This window comes from Bradyrhizobium murdochi, from assembly GCF_000472965.1.
GTDB classification, from domain to species: Bacteria; Pseudomonadota; Alphaproteobacteria; order Rhizobiales; family Xanthobacteraceae; genus Bradyrhizobium; species Bradyrhizobium murdochi.
Genome location: NZ_AXAU01000023.1, coordinates 50,368 through 69,291, shown reverse-complemented (window position 1 = coordinate 69,291; position 18,924 = coordinate 50,368). Strand labels below are relative to the sequence as shown.

Here is an 18,924-nt window from a genome sequence, read left to right as displayed (position 1 = left end):
CCTGAACCTTTACTGACCTGACATCGCGACACACCGGTACCCCTCTTCTCCCAACATTTTTGATTGGAGGAAGTGATGGCAACTCAAGTGAATGTCCAGCCCGGCCATGGCAAGGCTGGCCGCCAACCGACCCGACAGTTTCTCGACTCGCTTTCCGGACATGACGATCCCGGAATGTTCGGGCGGATGTTTCCGAATCTCGAACCGCTCGCCGTCGACGACGCGCCGCTGCAGGAGCTTGCCGACGCGATGAAGGATCCCAACCCCGGTGATGCCGCCGGCAACAACACCAAGATTCCGGCGGGCTTCACCTATCTCGGCCAATTTGTCGATCACGACATCACGCTCGATCTCACCTCGTTCGGCGACAAGGAAGCAGACCCGACGGCGGTCGAAAACTTCCGTACGCCGGCACTCGATCTCGACAGCGTCTACGGTCTCGGCCCGGACGGCAGCCGGCAGCTTTACGCGCGCAATCCCGGCGATGCCGACGGCAAGTCTCCCGGTCCGAAACTGCTGCTCGGCAAGACCATCAGCGTTGACGATGTAACCATCACGCCGCGCAACGACCTGCCGCGTAACCCGGAAGGCTTCGCATTGATCGGCGACCATCGCAATGACGAGAATCTCGTGGTTGCCCAGACGCACCTGGCGATGCTGAAGTTTCACAACAAGGTCTGCGACCATCTCGCCGCGTCCGGGGTGCCGGCCGGCGAGATATTCACGCAAGCGCGCCAGACGGTGACCTGGCACTATCAATGGATGGTGCTGCATGATTTCGTGGAGCGCATCACCGAGAAGGGCATCGTCGCCAAGATCCTCGATCAGGGCCGCCGCTTCTATCGCTTCAAGAAGACGCCCTACATGCCGGTCGAGTTTTCCGCGGCGGCGTACCGCTTCGGACACAGCATGGTGCGCGAGGTCTACAGCCACAACCGCAAGTTCACGCCGGGCGGCGGCATTCCCGCTACGCTCGATCTGCTGTTCAAGTTCACCGGCCTGTCGGGCGGAATCATCGGCGATCTCGCGCCTGATCCGATACAGCCGCCGCTGCCTATACCGGTGCTCTCGAGCAACTGGATCATCGACTGGCGCCGCTATCACGAGGTGCTGGCGGCCAATCCTCCCAATGTGCGGCTCAATCCGTCGCGAAAGATCGATCCGTTCCTGATACCGCAGTTGCACGAGCTGCCGGGCGGTGGCGGTAGCCTGCCGTTCCGCAATCTCAAGCGCGGCGTCATGCTGGGGCTGCCGTCGGGACAGGATGTCGCCAAGGCGATGAAGATCAAGAATCCGCTCACCCCGGCCGAGATTGCGCGTGGCACGGACGGCGCCGCGGCAAAGAAGCACGGCCTGCACGAGCACACACCGCTCTGGTACTACATCCTCAAGGAGGCCGAGCAGCGCGGCGGCGGCGAAAAGCTCGGACCGGTCGGCGCGACGATCGTGGCCGAAGTGTTCGTCGGCCTCGTCCACGGTGACCGTCAATCGTATCTGTGGCTGAAGGGCAAGAACTGGAAGCCGACGCTGCCGTCCAAGACACAGGGCGAATTCACCATGGCGGACCTGCTGCGGTTCGTCGGCGACATCAGCCCGATCGACGGCATCTCGACGGTCTAGACGTTTTGGCGCCGGCGATTGCGCGGCGTAACGGCTGCGCAGTCGCGGCGACGTTGACCACGTTTGCATCCCATAGCCCTGGCTGGACTTGACGCAATTTGGCAGGCTGCCTCGTCGTCCTCGCGAACGACGGTGAGAGAGGACGACGGTGGGAGGGATTGCTTCCGCCTTCGCTCTCGAGCTACGGCGGACAAGTCGTCGCTTGCGCTCCTCGCACCGCCGGCTAGTCTGACGACTGAGCCCAAGCAGGATCAGACGCCATGTCCCTCAAACTCTACGAACTCGTCGGCACCGATCCATCCCGTCCGTTCAGCCCATTCTGCTGGCGAACGCGGATGGCGCTGGCGCATAAGGGGCTGTCGGCGGAGACGATTCCCTGGTGCTTCACTGAGAAAAGCGCGATCGCGCCGCATGGCTCGGAGAAGGTACCGGTGCTGCTCGACGGCGACAGCGCGGTCGTCGATTCCTGGACCATCGCCAACTATCTCGAAGACAAATATCCGGACCGGCCGTCGCTGTTCGGCGGCGAGGGCGGCCGCGCCATGGCGCGGATGCTGAACTGGTGGGGCGACGGGGTGATCGGCGGCATGTTTCCGCTCATCATTGCCGACATCCCGCTCAACCTGAAGCCGGAGGACGCGGCCTATTTCCGCAAGACGCGCGAGGCGCGTTTCGGCAAGCCGCTGGAAGAAATCATGGCTAGCCGCGACACGGCGGTCGAAGGTTTTCGCAAAAGCCTCGATCCGCTGCGGCTGACATTGCGGACGCAGCCGTACCTCGGCGGCACGGCAGCGAACTATGCGGACTATATCGTGTTCGGCGCGTTCCAGTGGGCGCGGGTGGTCAGCCCGTTCAAGCTGCTGATGGAAGAGGATCCGGTCTATGCCTGGCGCGAGCGGCTGCTCGACGCGTTCGATGGGCTGGCGCGGAATTCGCCGAGCTATCACCTCTAGCGCACAAGAGCGCTCGATCCACGTGGAGCGAGCACGCCATTGTCACGGCTGCGGGCCGGACAGGTTCATTTCGCGCTCGGCCCGAAAAACGTTGCTGTGCAGGTTTGCGATCCATTGCCGTCCACTCGACGTGACATTGAGATAGCGGATTGCCGTCTGGATCTGCGGCGCGACGTTGTTCCAATAGAACTGCGGATATTTGTAAACGACGTCTGCCGGCGTCTGGTAGCCGAGCGTTTTGTTCATGCCGACTTCTTCAAATTCGTAGAACAGGGCATTCGCTTTCTTCAAGTAGTTGGGGTCGCCGAGCTGCCCGATGAGGTCGGCCGCGCGCAGCAACAGGCCCTCTTCCTCGATCAGCTCGTCGTTTGACGATGAATCAACATAGGGAAATCGCGTATACTCGATTGCCCTGGCGATCCGGCTCGCATCGACTTCTTCGGTTGTGTCGAGCCGCTCGAACACGAACAGCTTCGAGCGGTCCACATGGTAGGCGCCCAGGGCGGCATCGGATGAACCTCGCGCCAGGCGAACGGTACGGCCGCTGAGATCCGCGACATAGGAATCCCCGTCATCTCCCTGGACGATTCCGCGCACGTATCCGATGTCGTGGGTGAGGCACGCCAGGATGAAATTGGCATAATCGTCTGGCGTCGTTGGCCGCAGCATCGCCCGGCCCATCAGGATGTCGTGCCCGGCAAGGGTCACGAGCATGGTGTGTTCGATGTTGTGATAGAGGGCGTCGCTGTTGCCGATGCATTCCAATGTGAGCCTGGCTGCATAGGGGAGAAGTTCAGCCAGCCGGGCTTGGGAGGAGCCAAACCTGCTCCTGGTATCCGAGGCCAGAAACGACCCCAAGGCTTGCGCCACCAGTTCCGGGATTGTGATCATCTGAACACCGCGTCATTTGTGCGACGTTGGCGGCATAATAGCACATCGGCGTTTCTTCCGGTGGCCAATGTCTGCTCGCGCCACCAGAAAGCGTGGCCCAACGTCTCCGTCCGCGGGTGCACTCAAAGCGTCGGCCAATCAGTCGTGAGCCGGAGCGTCCGCGCAGTCGCCGAGGCTGTAAAATTAGTTCTATCCGATAACGATGTTAGCCGTGACGTAAAATGAAGGCGTAAGCTGATCCCCTTGGTGGCCGTTAGGGGAGACGCGTCATGACCGACCTTGAAGCCAAATTGGAGCGGTTCGAGACTCTCGCTGCCGAATGCGATTTGATCGGCAAGTTGACGTCGGATGGGGCGAAGCGCGAGCTATACCTGCGCCTCGGCTTGCATTACCGCGAACTGGCCGACGATATCCGGGCGGTGATCGCAACCAAAGACGCCGCTTAACCGGCCGGACAGGAGCGGCAGCAGGATCCTGGCCTTGCGTCAACAGCCGCGATAGAGCGGCGGCCGGTGTTCGATCCACGCATTGATGCCTTCGCCGAGATCGTGGCTCGGCACCAGCGCGGCGAATTGCTCGCTCTCGACCTGCAGCCCTTCGGCGATGGCCATGTTCAGTCCGCGGGTGACAGCGGTGATGATGCCGCCGACAGCAAGCGGCGAATGCGGGATGATACGGTTTGCGAGCTCCCGTGCCGCGGACAGCAATTCGCCATGCGGCACGACCCTATTGACGAGGCCGATCTCCAGCGCCTGCTGCGGCAGGAAAGGATCGCCCGTCAGCAACAGTTCAAGCGCGCGCTTGCGTCCGGCAAGCCGCGGTAGCCGTTGCGTTCCGCCGAAGGTCGGCGGCATGCCGAGATTGATTTCCGGCTTAGCGAATCTCGCGCGTTCGCTGGCAACGGCGAGATGCACGGCTTCGGTAATCTCGCAGCCGCCGCCGAACGCCAGCCCGTTGACCGCGGCGATCACCGGTTTCCTGAACGCTTCGAGCCGCGCGGTCATGGTCTGACCGCGCCGGACAAAGTCGCGGATGGCGATGTTTGCGCCTTGGCGAACGCTGCCTGAGAACTCATGGATATCGGCGCCGGCGGAAAAGGCGCGCTCCCCTGCCCCGGTCAGGATCATGGCGCGCACGCTGGCGTCAGTCTCGATTGCATCCAGCACCGCCATCAGGCGGTCGATCAGCTCAAAGTTCAGCGCATTGAGCCTGTCGGGGCGGTTGAGCGTGATCAGCGCGATCCCCTCCTTGATTTCGATCAGAATGGGCTCGGACATCTCCAAATCTCCGCAAGCGTTAATGTGTTGCATGCATCGTAGAAGACGGTCCGCGTTGTGTATATTCACTGGTTGGTATACATGACGGTCATGGCACGACCCGGTATCCCGACGCGCGAACGCATCATCTCGGCGGCGAACGCGCTGTTCTACAATAATGGCATCCGGGCCGTCAGCGTCGACGCAGTAGCGGCCAAGGCCGGCGTTACCAAGCGCACGCTCTATTATCACTTCAAAAGCAAGGACGATCTGGTGGCAGCGTATCTCGCCGGCCGCGATCAGCCCAATCTCGCGTTGTTCCGAAAATGGTTTTCGGAAGCCCAGGGCAGCCTGCCTGCCAAGGTCGAAGCGATCTTTCGCCATCTCGCACGCTCAGCGCGGCATCCGAAGTGGAACGGATGCGGATTCCTGCGCACTGCGGCCGAGCTCGCCAATTTGCCCGGACATCCCGCGATCAAGATAGGCGCCGCGCACAAGAAAAAGTTCGAGGAATGGCTGCGCGCGACATTTGCGGAGGAGGGCATAGTCGAACCCCTCCGGCTCGCGCGGCAAATCCTGCTGCTGCTCGACGGCTCGTTCGCCGTCGTGCTGTTGCATCGCGATCCGTCCTATATGGAGACGGAGGCGGCGCATGCGCTGATCGAGGCGGCGCTTCCGGTGCGGGCGAGCCGGCGAGTGCGGGCGGGACGGTAGCGTTCCGTTGTTGCGAGAAGCCCACTGGTCGCGCGAACGCGCGAGACGCCCGCTCTGCGGGTCATCACCCTGCAACAGGCCCCAGCGTGTTCTGTGTCGTCGCAACGCGGGCGGCAGTGAACCTTTTGGAAACCACCACGTCACATACTGAAGGTTGCTTTTGCTGATTGATCCCTCCGCCCTTCCGTTGGGTTGGGCCGCAGAGCCGGATCGAACCCAGACGGGGTGGACGAATGACCGAGGAATCTCATCGTCAGCGCGTACTGGATTTCCTCAACATCCTGTATTCCGGCGACGTCGAAGGCGCGCTGGCGCGCTGCACCGACGACATCGAATCCCTTGCCAACGCCCCGATCGATATCCTGCCGCATATGGGCCATCGCCGCGGCAAGGCCGAAATGCGCGAGATGTGGAACGCCGTCCGCGCCCGCTATTCCGAACTGCGCTGCGAGGTGCCGATCCTGGTCGTCGAGGGCGACAAGGCGGCCGCGTTCATCCGCGTGTTCTTCCGCAAGAGCAGCAATCAGCGCATGGTGCAGTTCGACATCGCCGGCTTCTACACGCTGCGCCACGGCAAGATCAGCCAGATCAGGGAAATCATCGACACGTTCGATCTGGTCCAGCAACTGCTCGAACGCGACCTCGCCGCGATCCTGACCGGTAGAAAGCCGGAGCTGATTTAGCGCATCATCCACCGCGCCAGCCGGCGCGCCGCCACGACCGATAATGCGACCAAAACAGTCGCATTTGTGCATTGCAAAAACGACAATTGTGTTCTGGCGAAACTGCTTTATTTCTCGCTGCAACAGTGAAAGTCCGGCATTTCGGCCCCGGCGTCGATGAAGACGCCCGATTGGGCGTGACTGCCGTTTTTGAAATCCAGTTTTTAGGACCAAATCAAAATGACAGAGCATAGTCTCTGGCGTTTTTCGCGCGCGTTGCATCGTGCGATCAATGAACGCCAGCCTGCCGATCTCGAAACCCTGCTCGACGAGGAGGTCGACTGGGCGATCTATGGACCGATCGATATGTATCCGTTCTTCGGCCAGCGCCGCGGCAAGGCGGCCGTGATGGAGGTGATCAGGCAGATCGCGGACAATTTCCGCGTCCACCGCTTCGACCGCGAATCGATCATGCTTGGAGTGGATACCGCCGCCTCGATGATGCGCTATTCGCTGACCGCGCTGGATTCGAACAAGCCGATCAGCCTGCGCATCGCCCATTTCGCCCAGTTCAGGGCCGGCCGCCTGACCAGCTTGCGCGTGCTGGTCGACACCTTCGATCTGGTCGAGCAGACCGTGGGCTACCCCATTCATCTGCCGCGGATGGCGGTGTAACTCACAGATGCCGTCATTGCGAGGAGCGCAATGACGGCATTCGACCACCCGCCATAATTTCGCAACAGAGCGAACGCATTCTTGGCGCGACTGGAATGCGGGCGGGCAATGATTCCGAAAATGCGATTTGGCTGGGCGCGGCTGCCAATGCTGGTGGCCGGCGTAAGTTTGGCTTCGATATTGGCTGTGGCGGCACAAACGCCGCCGACCGGCGACGAGGCGGAGATGCAGGAGGCTGAAGAAGCCGAGGCCGCTCCCAGCGTCAACGATGCCGACATCATGAAGGACATCGACGTCGAAAAGCTCGACTGGAGCCAGCTCAACGTCGATGCATCGACCCTGAGCTTTCAGGCGCCGAAGGGAGGCAATTCGTCGAAAGGCGCTGCCAGCGCGGATGCCTCATGGTCCGCCAACGAAAGACCGAACGGCACCTCCGCAGTATCGGTCAAGCAATCCATCTCGCCGTTCTGGGATGCGCGGATCGGCGCCGACATGACGGTCGCGCGGCAAGGCACGGTGACGACGTCCGAACTGCTCTCGGAGAAACTTGCCAATGGCGGCAGCCTGCCGCAATCGTCCGGCACCGCGTGGGCTGCGATTACCGCACCAGGCGTTGGCTCGATTTGGGACACGACCGCGGTCGAGGCCCGGGTCGATCCCGGATCCGAGCAGAGTAAGCTCGGCACTTCCTTGAGCAAATCGCTGCCGATCAGCGAGCAATATTCGCTGACCCTGAAGAACGACTACAACCTGATCCAGCAAGGCATCGTGCCGGTGCCCGGCATCGTCGGCCATCCGGCCAGCAGCTACGAGACCGACCAGTCGGCAAAGCTCAGCATTGCCGACACCGGCACCAGCTTGATCGCCGGCCAGACGCTATCGACATCCGACGACAAGTGGCTGCGCAAGGTCGGCGCCGAGCAAAAGCTGTTCGACGGCGTCACCATCTCGGGCTCGATCGGCGAAACGCCGTCGGGCGCCGCCAACAAGAGCCTCAGCGCGGGCTTCAGGCGTAGCTGGTGAGGGCCGAAATCGTCCCAATTTGACGCGCTTTCCGATCTCGAGGGCACCACCCCAGAGAATGAACCATCATTGCCGCAGATTGGCCAAGATGCGGACAAAATCGGCGGGACAGATGGGCCCCGCTCCACTTCGTCGTGCGGGGGACGTCCGCGCTCGCCTGAAAGCGAAACAGAGGAATAGCCGATGAACGCCACCAATCGTTCCGAACAAGTTGATTCCACCACGGAAGCCGACAGCGATCTCGCCGCCGTATCCGAAGTCGAGGCCGGCATCCGCGATTTCGTTCGCAACGATATCGCCTATCTGCGTCGGCCCGCGGTGGCCCCAGACACCATGCCGATCGACGCCAATGCCGAAGCGACCGTCAACAACGTCAATTCGCTGATCCAGCGCGTCGCCGGCACGTCGCTGGCGGAAATCGAGAAGCTGATTTCCGAACTCGAAAGCCTCCGCGACTTGCTCCATGCCGAAGGGCAGCGCGTCCAGCGCGAGATTTCGGGCTATGCGCAGCTCAGCCAGGCGGCGATGAAGTCGACGCGCATGATCGCCGACAACGTCACGCAGTGGAAGCGCGCCGCTGACGGCCTGCGCAACGCCTAATCTGATCGTTGCAAAAATCTAACACTCCGCCGCGTTCCGTCCGGGAGCGCGGCGGTTTTATTTGGCTGTGTTCGATCTGAACTTTATAAGCACGGTCGCGTCCAACGACGGATGTCGTCACTTGGCGGCAGGCACCTTTTTGGGGACACACCGGCGATGCAAAACGTTCAGCCAGACAACATGGATTCAATGCCGTTGCGGCAATCGTCGCATAGCATGGGCACGCTCGTGATCCGCTTTGTCGGACTGCTGACGCTTGCGGTCGTGGCAATGACGTTGATCTGGAGCCGCTGAATCTTTTTGAGATTCGGCCCATGCTTGCTCGATCCGCAACTACTGGCGGACGAACGCGGTGTCCTCGATCGTGTAAACGCCATCGGCATAGGATTTCACCACCATCGTGGCGGTGAGCATCACCGCCATCGTGACGGTTGCGAAGACAAAGCCGACGAATTTTAGGCCGTTGCGATCTGCCATTTTCATCCCCTCGGTACTTCCCCTGAGACGCATTTGGCAGGCAGAAAGTTCAAAATGCGTTAGCAAAAAAGCGGTTTCGTGGAGTCGTGGATTACGAAGCACTAACGAAACAATTGGCTAACCATGTTTCGCCGGATGGGCGCGCGTAGTTGCCCCGAAGGGACATGTAGCCCGGATGAGCGCAGCGATATCCGGGATTCACACGGGCACCGGTCCCGGATATCGCTGCGCTCATCCGGGCTACGATTAAGCTCCGGAAATCCCACTCCGTCGCGGCACGAACGCGGTGGCGAGGAACGAGAACACGACTTCGTCGCGCTGGTTGGTGCCGGTATTGCGGGCCTGCAGGATGCCCCATTCGGGACGCTTCTCCGAGGTCCGCTTGGTTTCGACCTGGTTGGAAAAGCTGACGGTATCGCCCGCCAACACTGGCCTGACCCAGCGCAGTTCGCGAAAACCCGGCGACGGCCCCCACACCGCGACCTTCTCACCGCGTGCGGCGGCCTCGGCCGTCAATCGCTTGCCGTCGGCGACCAAGAGCTTCATGCACACCGCCGCAACGTGCCAGCCCGATGCGGCCAGCCCCCCGAACAGCGATTTGCGCCCCTCTTCCTCATCGAGGTGAAAGCGCTGCGGATCGAACTGCGCGGCAAACCGCTTGATGTCGTCGGCCGTGAAGGTGAACGAGCCAAACTCGCGCCGCGCGCCGATCTCAATGTCCTCGAAAAACCGCATCGCTACTCCGCTCCTGCTTCAAGGCGTCGGCGCACGATCATCGGGGACTCCATCTCGCACAGCACGACCCCGGCCGCGTTGCGGATCGTACTCTTGAGGGTCACGACGCCGGTCTCGGGCCGGCTTTTCGAAATCCTCGCCTCCGCGACGCTGACATCCAGCGTCAGGTCATCGCCCGGGCGCAGCGGCGACAGCCAGCGCATTTCGTTGACACCGGGCGAGCCGAGGGAGGCGGTGCGGCCGATAAACCCGTCGAACAGCATCCGCATCACCAGCGAGCTGAGATGCCAGCCCGAACCGGACAGCCCCTTCAGCATCGACGCGTTGGCGGCAGCTTCGTCCAGATGCATCGGCTGCGGGTCGTATTCGGCGGCAAACGCCAAAATCTCCTCGCGCGTGACGTGGCGCGGTCCGAACGTGCCGAAATGGCCGGGCGTGAAGTCTTCGAAGGTCAGCGTTGTCATCGATTGACGATTTGGATTGAGGATTGTGGTGGGGAAGCCCGATTGTGGCCGTTATTTGCGGCAATCTCAACCCGCCCACCCGCATGGCTCGTTCGCCGGCGGCGAGTACCGCTCTCGGCGCTCGCGCTGACTTGCCCGAAGCAATTTTCGGGGCTAGCCCTGTGCGGTCTGGGACCAGGTTTCTTGACCCGCCGGAGAGCCATCGATGTTCGATTTTCAGGATCTATTTCAGTGGGACCGCTTCATCACGCCCACGATTATCAAGACTTTCTACTGGCTGGTCATCGGCTTGATCGTGCTGTTCGGCCTATCCGGAATTTTTTCGGCGCTTGCCGCGATGGCGGTCAGCCCGTTTGGCGGATTCATCCTGCTGTTGTCCTCGATCGCCGGCGTCGTGGTCGGCGTGGTGTTTTCGCGCATCGCCGCGGAATTCATCCTGATCGTCTTCCGCATCAACGAGCATCTCGGCGCGATCCGGGATCAGGGCGGCATGCGGTAGTTGCGCGAGAATCGTAGGGTGGGCAAAGGCGCTCTTGCGCCGTGCCCACCATCTTTCCCGGATCGCGAGGGACATGGTGGGCACGCTGCGCTTTGCCCACCCTACTGGGTCCGCATCCGCGGCACGCAATATCTCACGTATTAAACCTGAAATGCATCACGTCGCCGTCGGCGACGACATATTCCTTGCCTTCCAGGCGGAGCTTGCCGGCGTCGCGGGCGCCGGCTTCGCCGTTCAGCGCGACGTAATCGGCATAGGCGATGGTCTCGGCCCGGATAAAGCCCTTTTCGAAATCGGTATGGATCACGCCGGCTGCCGCCGGCGCCTTGGTGCCGCGATGGATGGTCCAGGCGCGGGCTTCCTTCGGGCCAACGGTGAAATAGGTGATGAGGTCGAGCAACTGGTAGCCGGCGCGGATCAGGCGGTCGAGGCCGGCCTCTTCCAGCCCAAGCGTCTCGAGGAAATCGGCGCGCTCCTCACGTGACAGGGTCGCGATCTCGGATTCGATCTTGGCCGAGATCACCACCGCGACCGCGCCTTCCTTCCTGGCGTGCTCGAACACCTGTTTTGAGAAGCTGTTGCCGTCCTTGGCCGAGCCTTCCTCGACGTTGCAGACATAGAGCACCGGCTTCGACGTCAAGAGGCCGAGCATGCCGAAGGCGCGCTCTTCCTCCGGCTTGCGCTCCAGTGCCCGAGCCGGTTTGCCCTCGCGCAGCAGCACCAGGGCGCGGTTAACGAGGTCGAGCGCTTCCTTGGCGTCCTTGTCGTTGCCCTTGGCCTTTTTCGTCAGATTGTCGACCCGCTTCTCCAGGCTGTCGAGGTCGGCGAGCATCAGTTCGGTTTCGATGGTCTCGATGTCGGCCAACGGCGCGATCTTGCCTTCGACATGGGTGATGTCGGAATCCTCAAAACACCGCACCACATGGGCGACGGCGTCGACCTCGCGGATGGTAGCAAGAAACTGGTTGCCGAGGCCTTCGCCCTTCGAAGCGCCGCGCACCAGCCCTGCGATATCGACGAAGGTCAGCCGCGTTGGGATGATCTGCGCAGAGCCTGCGATCGCCGACAGCTTGTCGAGCCTGGGATCAGGCACGGCGACTTCGCCGACATTCGGCTCGATGGTGCAGAACGGATAATTCGCCGCCTGCGCCGCTGCCGTCTCGGTCAGCGCGTTGAACAGCGTCGACTTGCCGACATTGGGCAGGCCAACGATACCGCATTTGAATCCCATAACTTGTCCTGAAGTTCGTTGCTGTCGGTCGACGACGCGTCACGGCGCGCCATCATCACCCTTGTCGAAAATTCCCTTGGCCTGCAGCGCCAGATGCACCTTGTTCTGGAACGAGGAGTCGTGCCCTGCCGCCAGCAAGCCCGCATTCTCGGCCACCGCCGCGCACAGGGCTTCCACCCAGGCGCGGTCGCTCTTGGCGAAATCCGAGAGCACGTGGCCGTGCACCAGCTCCTTGATACCGGGATGGCCGATCCCGAGCCGCACCCGGCGGTATTCGTTGCCGATATGCGAGGTGATCGAACGCAGCCCGTTGTGGCCGGCGATACCGCCGCCGACCTTGACGCGGACTTTCGCGGGCGGCAGTTCGAGCTCGTCCTGAAACACGGTGATGTCGGAGGCGCCGAGCTTGAAAAAGTTCGCGGCTTCCTGAACCGCGCGCCCGGACTCGTTCATGTAGGTGGTCGGCCGAAGCAGAACGACCTTCTCGCGATCCAGCGTGCCTTCGGATGTCTCGCCCTGAAAACGGCGGCGCCACGGTGCGAAACCGTGACGCCGCGCAATTTCATCGACGGCCATGAACCCGATGTTGTGCCGGTTGTTCGCGTATTTCGAACCGGGGTTACCTAGGCCAACAAACAGGCGCATGACGCGGCATCCTGCCGCTGCTTACTTCTTCTTGTCGCCACCAGCCGGCGCTTTCGCGCCAGCCGCCGGGGCCGCAGCACCCGCCGCAGGTGCGGCAGCAGCAGCCGGAGCCGCAGCACCCGCCGCCGGAGCAGCCGTGCCGGCAGCCGCAGCAGCCGCGGCAGCCTTCTGTTCTTCGGCATAGCCGGACGGCGGCACGATGGTCACGAGCGTCGCGTCTTCGCGCGACAGCGACTTCACGCCCGTCGGGAGCTTGATGTCGGACAGATGCAGCGAATAGCTGATTTCCAGCGCGCCGGCATCGGCCTCGATATACTGCGGGATGTTGTCGACCGAGCATTCGAGCTCGATGGTGTGGGTGACGACGTTGATGGTGCCGCCGCGCTTGACGCCGGGCGAAGTTTCGCCGTTCACGACATGCAGGGGCACGCTGACGCGGATGGTTGCGCCTTCGCCGAGACGCAGGAAGTCGACATGGAGCGGGAAGTCCTTCACCGGATCGAGGTGGAAGTCGCGCGGAATCACACGGTGTTTCTTACCTTCGAGGTCGATGTCGAACAGCGTGGTCAGGAAGCGGCCGGCCAGGATGCGCTGGCGCAGTTCCTTGTCGTCGACCGAGATGGTCACGGGGGGCTGGTTGTTGCCGTAGATCACTCCGGGCACTCTCCCGGCGCGACGCTCTGCCCGGGCGGCCCCCTTGCCGCTCTGCGGACGCGCGGTCGCCTTCAATTCCTTGACGGTCGCCATCGTGTTAAGTCCTTGTTTTCTAAAAAGTTAAAGGCCGCATCGCGGCCCGTCGGCGTCCCACAGCAAGCCTCCAGGGGTGCGGGGGCTGCGGACGTGGCGGGCTTTTAGCCCCAAAGGGGCGAAATGACAAGGAAATGAAGGGATTTTTCTTGGGTTTGCACCCTCCCCTGGAGGGCCCTGGAGGGGGAGGGTAATAACCCTACCCGTCCGCCATGCTGCCGGCATCTGGCGTGGCCGGCGCAATGCCGAGTTTGGCTTCCAGAACAGCAATCCGGTTCTTCAGTGCCTCGTTCTCCTCGCGCGCCAGGCGGGCCATATCCTTGACCACGTCGAACTCCTCGCGCTTGACGACATCAAGATCGCGCAAAATGCGCTCGGCCTGGCTGCGCATGACCGTATCGACCTCGCGCTTGACGCCCTGGGCGGCGCCGGCGGCGTCATTCATCAAACGGCCGATCTCGTCGAAAAACCGATTGCTGGTCTGGGTCATCTGAAACGCTCCGGTCGCTGCAAATTGATCGTCACGACAAGACAATGGCAATCCCAAGGGAAACGTTCAAGAGCGCGGTTCAACGCCAACGTGACGGCCGCTCGCCTTGTCATGCTGCCGTTTCCTTGCAATCGTATCGAACAGCCAGCCCGACACCGGAATCACAACACAAAAAGCAACGCCCATGATCGACCAGCAGATCGATATTGCGACCAAGATCATCGACAAGCAGGCAATGGAAGGCACGAAGAACGAGGTCGAGATCTATCCCGGCACCCATCACGGCTTCGCTTTCCCGAAGCGGCCGGTCTATCACCGCGACGCTGCCGAGCGGCACTGGGAGCGTCTGCTGGCGCTCTATCGCCGCAACCTCGCGCAGTAGACCTCCCGACGATGCCCTTCCTCACCATCGCCTTTCCGGAAATCGATCCGGTCGCCATCTCGATCGGACCGTTCGCGATCCGATGGTATGCGCTGGCTTATATCTGCGGCATCGTGCTCGGATGGATCTATGCGCGCGCGCTGATCAGGAAAGAGAAATTGTGGGGCGGGCCGGCGCCGATCGCACCCGTGCAGCTCGACGACTTTATTCTCTGGGTTACGATCGGCATCATCGTCGGCGGCCGCACTGGCTATGTGCTGTTCTACAACCCGGCCTTCTTCATCCAGAATCCAGCCGCCATTCTCAAACTCTGGGAAGGCGGCATGTCCTTCCATGGCGGCTTTCTCGGCTGCGTCGCCGCGGTGATGCTGTTTGCGCTCAAGAACAAGATCTCCATCCTGTCGCTCGGCGACATCACGACCGCCGTCGCTCCGATCGGAATATTCCTCGGGCGGCTTGCCAATTTCATCAAGGGGGAGTTGTGGGGGCGTGAGGCGGATGCCAGCGTGCCCTGGAGAATGGTCTTTCCCGATGACCCGCTTCAACTTTTCCGCCATCCAAGCCAGCTCTACGAAGCGGCGCTTGAGGGTTTCCTGCTGTTCGCGGTACTGGCGGTGATGATCCGGATGGGCGCGCTGAAGCGGCCCGGCCTGATCCTCGGCAGCTTTATCGCGATTTACGGTCTTGCGCGCATTGCCAGCGAATTCTTCCGCGAGCCCGATCCCCAGCTCGGATTTTTGTGGGACCCCCAGCTCGGATCTTGGCTGACCATGGGTATGCTGCTGTCGGTACCGATGATCATTGCCGGAGCCGTCCTGATCATGACGGCATGGCGCCGCGAGACGCCGCAGCACATAGAGAAGTCGATTTAAGGCAGGCCGTGACCGAATTTTCGCCGTTACAGACGGAGATCCACAAGCTGATCAGATCGTCAGGCCCAATGCCGGTCTGGCGGTACATGGAACTGTGCCTGATGCATCCCGAGCACGGCTATTACGTGTCGCGCGATCCATTGGGCCGTGAGGGCGATTTCACCACTGCGCCCGAGGTCAGCCAGATGTTCGGCGAACTGCTCGGGCTATGGACGGCCTCGGTCTGGAAGGCGATCGGCTCGCCGCCGATGCTGCGGCTGGTCGAGCTCGGCCCCGGCCGCGGCACCATGATGGCGGACGCGCTCCGCGCGGTCCGGGTGCTGCCGCCACTCGATCAATCGATCCAGATCCATCTCGTCGAGATCAATCCGGTGCTGCGCGAGAAGCAGCAGGCAACGCTATCCGGCGCGCGCAACATCACCTGGCATGACAATATCGATGACGTGCCGGAGGGCCCCGCGGTCATCCTCGCCAACGAATATTTCGACGTGCTGCCGATCCATCAGGTGGTCAAGCGCGAAACCGGCTGGCACGAGCGCGTCGTCGAGCTCGACGCCAATGGCAAGCTGGTATTCGCCGCCGCGGATGACCCGATCCCGCGCTTCGAGGTGCTGCTGCCGCCGCTGGTGCGCGCGGCCCCGATCGGCGCCGTGTTCGAGTGGCGGCCGGATAGCGAGATGATGAAGATCGCGGCGCGGGTGCGCGACCAGGACGGCGCGGCGCTGATCATCGATTACGGCCATCTGCGCAGCGACGCCGGCGATACCTTCCAGGCGATCGCCCGGCACAGTTTTGCCGATCCCCTGAAAAATCCCGGACAGGCCGACGTCACCGCCCATGTCGATTTCCAGGCGCTGGCGCGCGCGGCGGAAGACGTCGGCGCGCGCGTTCATGGCCCGGTGACGCAGGGCGAATTCCTCAAGCGGCTCGGCATCGAGACCCGGGCCGCCACGCTGATGGCAAAAACCACGCCGGAAGTTTCCGCCGACATTTCCGCCGCGCTCAAGCGCCTGACCGACTCTGGCCGCGGCGGCATGGGATCGATGTTCAAGGTGCTTGCGGTGACCGAACCAAATCTCACCTCGGTCGCAGGCCTCAGCGACGAACCGCCGGGAGACGAAAAAGCATGATGTTCGGATCGTCGCTGCTCGCAGCCATTCCAGGGCTGCGCCACGCGTTCTTCACCCGCGAAGGCGGAGTATCAGGTGGAATTTACGAAGGCCTCAATGGCGGCCTCGGCTCCAATGACGATCCGGCCAATGTGGCGGAAAATCGCCGCCGGATGGCCGAGCAGATGGGGGTTACGCCCGAGCACTTGCTCAGCGTGCACCAAATCCATTCGCCCGACGCCGTGGTCGCGACCGGACCATGGCAGGGCGACAAGCCGCGCGCCGACGCGCTCGTCACCCGCACCGAAGGCATCGCGATCGGCGTCACCACGGCGGATTGCGGGCCGATCCTCTTCGCTGACCCCGCCGCGCGCGTGATCGGTGCCGCGCATGCCGGTTGGAAAGGCGCGCTGACGGGTGTTTTGGAATCCACCATCGACGCAATGGAAAAACTCGGCGCCGACCGCACTCGTATCGTTGCCGCCATCGGCCCGTTGATCCGCCAGCACTCCTATGAAGTCGGCAGTGAACTCGTCGAGCGCTTCATGGATGCCGATGCGGAGAATGGCGTGTTCTTCATCCCGTCAGTGCGTGCGGGTCATTCGATGTTTGATCTTCCCGGATTCATCCGCATGCGGCTGGAGAATGCCGGCATCCTGATGATCGACGACCTCGGCGTCGACACCTATTCCGACGAGCGCTTCTACAGCTATCGCCGCTCAGTGCACCGGAAGGAGCCGGACTACGGCCGCCACGTGCACGCGATCGCGCTGGCGAGCGAGTAATTCTACTTCACCCGCAGCACCACCTTGCCCCGCGCCCGGCCGGCTTCCAGGAGGTGAGCGCCGCCGGCAATTGCGCGAAGGTAAATTCGCGATCGAGGACAAGGGCTCGCATGGATGATCCTGCGGAGTTGACGAATTCTGGCAACAAGAAGGAGAGACGGGACAAGCCGGACGCAATCTTTTTGGCGAGCTTATCCACGCACTGCCCTAGACCTTAACACATTTTAACGATATCGCAGGGAGCAATGAGGAACACCTTGATTGCTTCGTGCCTGCAAACCCCGCGCGCCATGATTGCCGCGGCGCTGCTTGTCGTTTCTTGCGCGCTCGGTGGCTGTGCCGGCGGCGGCGCGGCCAGCGGCTCGTATGCGATGGCACCGAGCGCAGGCGGCGGTCCCACCTTGGCGTTCGAATCGATCGACGGTCCGCCGCCGCAGGTGTTCGACCGGATGGTCAGCGTGCTCGACAGCGAATCGAAGCTCCGAAACCTGTCGATCGTCTCACGCGAGGGCGGGGCATCCTACCGCGTGCGCAGCTATCTCTCGGCACAGGTGGTTCGCGGCAAGACCGTGATAGCCTGGGTCTGGGACGTCTACGACAACAACCAGCAGCGTGCGCTGCGGCTTTCCGGCGAAGAGCCCGCCGGCAAGGCTGGCCGCGACGCCTGGGCGGCGGCCGACGACCTCGTGTTGCGGAAAATCGCGCAGGCCGGCCTCAGCGGTCTGTCCGGCATGGTCAACGGAAGCCCGGATGCAGCGCCTGCGCCGGCCCCGGAGCCCCGCGGTCCCGCGGTCGCGAGTGCGGAAGAAACAGTACCCGCCCAGGATGCGGCCGGCGTCACGGCGCTCAGCTTCAGCGCCCAATAAACAGCCCTGTTAAAGTCCGGTATCGGCCGATTTTTGACCGGGAAAACGACATCAATGGGTTGCCAGCCGAGCCACCCGCCTGATATCTCCTCGCTCGTAAAAAGCGCCGGTTCCCGAGGACTTTCTCGATATGCTGAACGTCGTATCCAGCAAGGCGCGAGGAGAAGCGTTGATGGCGGCCAAGAACGGCTCGATCAAACTGGTCGCCGGCAATTCCAACCCCGCGCTGGCCCAGGAAATCGCGAACTGGCTGCACCTGCCGCTGACCAAGGCGACGGTCCGCCGGTTTGCGGACATGGAAATCTTCGTCGAAATTCAGGAAAACGTCCGCGGCTCCGACGCGTTCATCATCCAGTCGACCTCGTATCCGGCCAACGACCATCTGATGGAACTGTTGATCATCACCGATGCGCTGCGCCGGTCGTCCGCGCGCCGCATCACGGCGGTGATCCCGTATTTCGGCTATGCTAGGCAGGACCGCAAGGTCGGCTCGCGCGCGCCGATCTCGGCCAAGCTGGTCGCCAACATGATCACCCAGGCCGGCATCGACCGGGTCATGACACTCGACCTGCACGCCGGCCAGATCCAGGGCTTCTTCGACATCCCGACCGACAACCTCTTCGCCTCGCCGGTTATGGTGCGCGACATCAAGGAGCGCTTTGATCTTAGCAACCTCATGGTGGTGTCGCCCGACGTCGGCGGCGTGGTTCGCGCGCGCGGGCTTGCCAAGCGCATCAACACCCCGCTCGCCATCATCGACAAGCGGCGCGAGCGCGCCGGTGAATCCGAGGTCATGAACGTGATCGGCGACTGCGCCGGCTACACCTGCATCCTGATCGACGACATCGTCGATTCCGGCGGCACCCTGGTGAACGCGGCCGACGCCCTGATCGCCAACGGCGCCAAGGAAGTCTACGCCTATATCAGCCACGGCGTGCTCTCCGGCGGCGCTGCCGCCCGCATCGCCTCGTCGAAATTGAAAGAGCTCGTGATCACCGACTCGATCCTGCCGACGGAAGCGGTCAACAAGGCCGCCAATATCCGCACGCTGTCGATCGCGCCTCTGATCGCGGAGGCGATCAGCCGCACCGCCTCGGAAGAATCGGTATCGAGCCTGTTCGACTAGAAGACTTCGTAGGGTGGGCAAAGCGCAGCGTGCCCACCATGTCTCCTCGAACGTGAACCTGAATGGTGGGCACGCGGAGCCTGTCATCGGGCGCGCATTCGC

24 protein-coding genes and 1 pseudogene are annotated in these 18,924 nt (G+C 62.4%); 16 read left to right on the top strand and 9 right to left on the bottom strand.

Annotated features, from left to right (window positions below; translation table 11 throughout):
- Positions 1-75: 75 nt before the first annotated feature.
- Together YUO_RS0131315 and YUO_RS0131310 are read left to right on the top strand one after the other, a co-directional pair.
- Entirely contained in the window at positions 76-1,620 is a 1,545-nt protein-coding gene (locus YUO_RS0131315) for a peroxidase family protein (protein ID WP_028350770.1), read from the top strand.
- A 260-nt stretch (positions 1,621-1,880) separates the two neighbouring features.
- Positions 1,881-2,573: a glutathione S-transferase family protein gene (locus tag YUO_RS0131310; RefSeq protein ID WP_028350769.1), complete on the top strand. Its 693-nt coding sequence runs from the start codon at positions 1,881-1,883 to the stop codon at positions 2,571-2,573.
- Positions 2,574-2,615: 42 nt separating this feature from the next.
- Here the strand turns inward: YUO_RS0131310 and YUO_RS0131305 are convergent, their stop codons facing one another.
- The gene (locus YUO_RS0131305) at positions 2,616-3,464 is read right to left on the bottom strand and encodes a hypothetical protein (RefSeq protein WP_028350768.1); all 849 of its coding nucleotides are present in this window, start codon (positions 3,462-3,464) and stop codon (positions 2,616-2,618) included.
- Between the two features lie 269 nt (positions 3,465-3,733).
- Here YUO_RS0131305 and YUO_RS47350 point away from each other — a divergent pair, with 269 nt between their 5' ends.
- Positions 3,734-3,910 (top strand): hypothetical protein, encoded by a 177-nt coding sequence (locus YUO_RS47350; RefSeq protein WP_197427264.1) that lies wholly within the window; start codon positions 3,734-3,736, stop codon positions 3,908-3,910.
- A 39-nt stretch (positions 3,911-3,949) separates the two neighbouring features.
- Here the strand turns inward: YUO_RS47350 and YUO_RS0131295 are convergent, their stop codons facing one another.
- Entirely contained in the window at positions 3,950-4,741 is a 792-nt protein-coding gene (locus tag YUO_RS0131295) for a crotonase/enoyl-CoA hydratase family protein (RefSeq protein WP_028350767.1), read from the bottom strand.
- Positions 4,742-4,831: 90 nt separating this feature from the next.
- Here YUO_RS0131295 and YUO_RS0131290 point away from each other — a divergent pair, with 90 nt between their 5' ends.
- The 6 genes from YUO_RS0131290 to YUO_RS46685 all read left to right on the top strand — a co-directional run bounded on the left by YUO_RS0131290 (position 4,832) and on the right by YUO_RS46685 (position 8,688).
- Positions 4,832-5,434, top strand: coding sequence for a TetR/AcrR family transcriptional regulator (locus YUO_RS0131290; RefSeq protein ID WP_028350766.1), 603 nt, complete (start codon positions 4,832-4,834; stop codon positions 5,432-5,434).
- A 233-nt stretch (positions 5,435-5,667) separates the two neighbouring features.
- Positions 5,668-6,117, top strand: coding sequence for a nuclear transport factor 2 family protein (locus tag YUO_RS0131285; protein WP_028350765.1), 450 nt, complete (start codon positions 5,668-5,670; stop codon positions 6,115-6,117).
- A gap of 219 nt (positions 6,118-6,336) precedes the next feature.
- Positions 6,337-6,771, top strand: a complete 435-nt coding sequence (locus YUO_RS0131280) for a nuclear transport factor 2 family protein (RefSeq protein ID WP_028350764.1) — start codon at positions 6,337-6,339, stop codon at positions 6,769-6,771.
- A gap of 120 nt (positions 6,772-6,891) precedes the next feature.
- Positions 6,892-7,794 (top strand): hypothetical protein, encoded by a 903-nt coding sequence (locus tag YUO_RS0131275; protein WP_235782896.1) that lies wholly within the window; start codon positions 6,892-6,894, stop codon positions 7,792-7,794.
- A 183-nt stretch (positions 7,795-7,977) separates the two neighbouring features.
- Positions 7,978-8,394, top strand: coding sequence for a hypothetical protein (locus YUO_RS0131270; RefSeq protein WP_028350762.1), 417 nt, complete (start codon positions 7,978-7,980; stop codon positions 8,392-8,394).
- Between the two features lie 156 nt (positions 8,395-8,550).
- On the top strand, positions 8,551-8,688 hold the full coding sequence (locus YUO_RS46685) for a hypothetical protein (protein WP_156908851.1): 138 nt from the start codon (positions 8,551-8,553) through the stop codon (positions 8,686-8,688).
- Positions 8,689-8,727: 39 nt separating this feature from the next.
- Here YUO_RS46685 and YUO_RS47345 read toward each other — a convergent pair whose 3' ends face one another.
- The 3 genes from YUO_RS47345 to YUO_RS0131250 all read right to left on the bottom strand — a co-directional run bounded on the left by YUO_RS47345 (position 8,728) and on the right by YUO_RS0131250 (position 10,070).
- Positions 8,728-8,871: a hypothetical protein gene (locus tag YUO_RS47345; protein ID WP_028350761.1), complete on the bottom strand. Its 144-nt coding sequence runs from the start codon at positions 8,869-8,871 to the stop codon at positions 8,728-8,730.
- 246 nt (positions 8,872-9,117) lie between these two features.
- On the bottom strand, positions 9,118-9,606 hold the full coding sequence (locus YUO_RS0131255) for a MaoC family dehydratase (RefSeq protein WP_028350760.1): 489 nt from the start codon (positions 9,604-9,606) through the stop codon (positions 9,118-9,120).
- A gap of 2 nt (positions 9,607-9,608) precedes the next feature.
- On the bottom strand, positions 9,609-10,070 hold the full coding sequence (locus tag YUO_RS0131250; RefSeq protein ID WP_028350759.1) for a MaoC family dehydratase: 462 nt from the start codon (positions 10,068-10,070) through the stop codon (positions 9,609-9,611).
- A gap of 205 nt (positions 10,071-10,275) precedes the next feature.
- Between YUO_RS0131250 and YUO_RS0131245 the strand changes: the two genes are divergently transcribed.
- Positions 10,276-10,569, top strand: a complete 294-nt coding sequence (locus YUO_RS0131245) for a DUF4282 domain-containing protein (protein WP_028350758.1) — start codon at positions 10,276-10,278, stop codon at positions 10,567-10,569.
- A 133-nt stretch (positions 10,570-10,702) separates the two neighbouring features.
- Here the strand turns inward: YUO_RS0131245 and ychF are convergent, their stop codons facing one another.
- The 4 genes from ychF to YUO_RS0131225 all read right to left on the bottom strand — a co-directional run bounded on the left by ychF (position 10,703) and on the right by YUO_RS0131225 (position 13,682).
- Positions 10,703-11,800, bottom strand: coding sequence for a redox-regulated ATPase YchF (gene ychF, locus YUO_RS0131240; RefSeq protein WP_028350757.1), 1,098 nt, complete (start codon positions 11,798-11,800; stop codon positions 10,703-10,705).
- A gap of 39 nt (positions 11,801-11,839) precedes the next feature.
- Positions 11,840-12,445, bottom strand: a complete 606-nt coding sequence (gene pth / locus YUO_RS0131235; RefSeq protein WP_028350756.1) for an aminoacyl-tRNA hydrolase — start codon at positions 12,443-12,445, stop codon at positions 11,840-11,842.
- Positions 12,446-12,466: 21 nt separating this feature from the next.
- Positions 12,467-13,192, bottom strand: coding sequence for a 50S ribosomal protein L25/general stress protein Ctc (locus YUO_RS0131230; RefSeq protein ID WP_028350755.1), 726 nt, complete (start codon positions 13,190-13,192; stop codon positions 12,467-12,469).
- Between the two features lie 199 nt (positions 13,193-13,391).
- Positions 13,392-13,682: an accessory factor UbiK family protein gene (locus YUO_RS0131225; RefSeq protein ID WP_028350754.1), complete on the bottom strand. Its 291-nt coding sequence runs from the start codon at positions 13,680-13,682 to the stop codon at positions 13,392-13,394.
- A 226-nt stretch (positions 13,683-13,908) separates the two neighbouring features.
- On the opposite strand from YUO_RS0131225, the pseudogene YUO_RS0131220 reads away from it, so the two are divergent.
- The 6 genes and pseudogenes from YUO_RS0131220 to YUO_RS0131195 all read left to right on the top strand — a co-directional run.
- Positions 13,909-14,064, top strand: a pseudogene (locus YUO_RS0131220) (dienelactone hydrolase family protein); the annotation flags it as partial.
- Between the two features lie 11 nt (positions 14,065-14,075).
- On the top strand, positions 14,076-14,936 hold the full coding sequence (lgt, locus tag YUO_RS0131215; protein ID WP_028350752.1) for a prolipoprotein diacylglyceryl transferase: 861 nt from the start codon (positions 14,076-14,078) through the stop codon (positions 14,934-14,936).
- An 8-nt stretch (positions 14,937-14,944) separates the two neighbouring features.
- Entirely contained in the window at positions 14,945-16,066 is a 1,122-nt protein-coding gene (locus YUO_RS0131210; RefSeq protein ID WP_028350751.1) for a class I SAM-dependent methyltransferase, read from the top strand.
- Positions 16,063-16,830: a peptidoglycan editing factor PgeF gene (pgeF, locus tag YUO_RS0131205; RefSeq protein WP_028350750.1), complete on the top strand. Its 768-nt coding sequence runs from the start codon at positions 16,063-16,065 to the stop codon at positions 16,828-16,830. The genes YUO_RS0131210 and pgeF overlap by 4 nt, the downstream gene beginning before the upstream one ends.
- A gap of 245 nt (positions 16,831-17,075) precedes the next feature.
- Positions 17,076-17,696: a hypothetical protein gene (locus YUO_RS0131200; RefSeq protein ID WP_028350749.1), complete on the top strand. Its 621-nt coding sequence runs from the start codon at positions 17,076-17,078 to the stop codon at positions 17,694-17,696.
- 172 nt (positions 17,697-17,868) lie between these two features.
- The gene (locus tag YUO_RS0131195; protein WP_028350748.1) at positions 17,869-18,822 is read left to right on the top strand and encodes a ribose-phosphate pyrophosphokinase; all 954 of its coding nucleotides are present in this window, start codon (positions 17,869-17,871) and stop codon (positions 18,820-18,822) included.
- Positions 18,823-18,924: the final 102 nt, after the last annotated feature.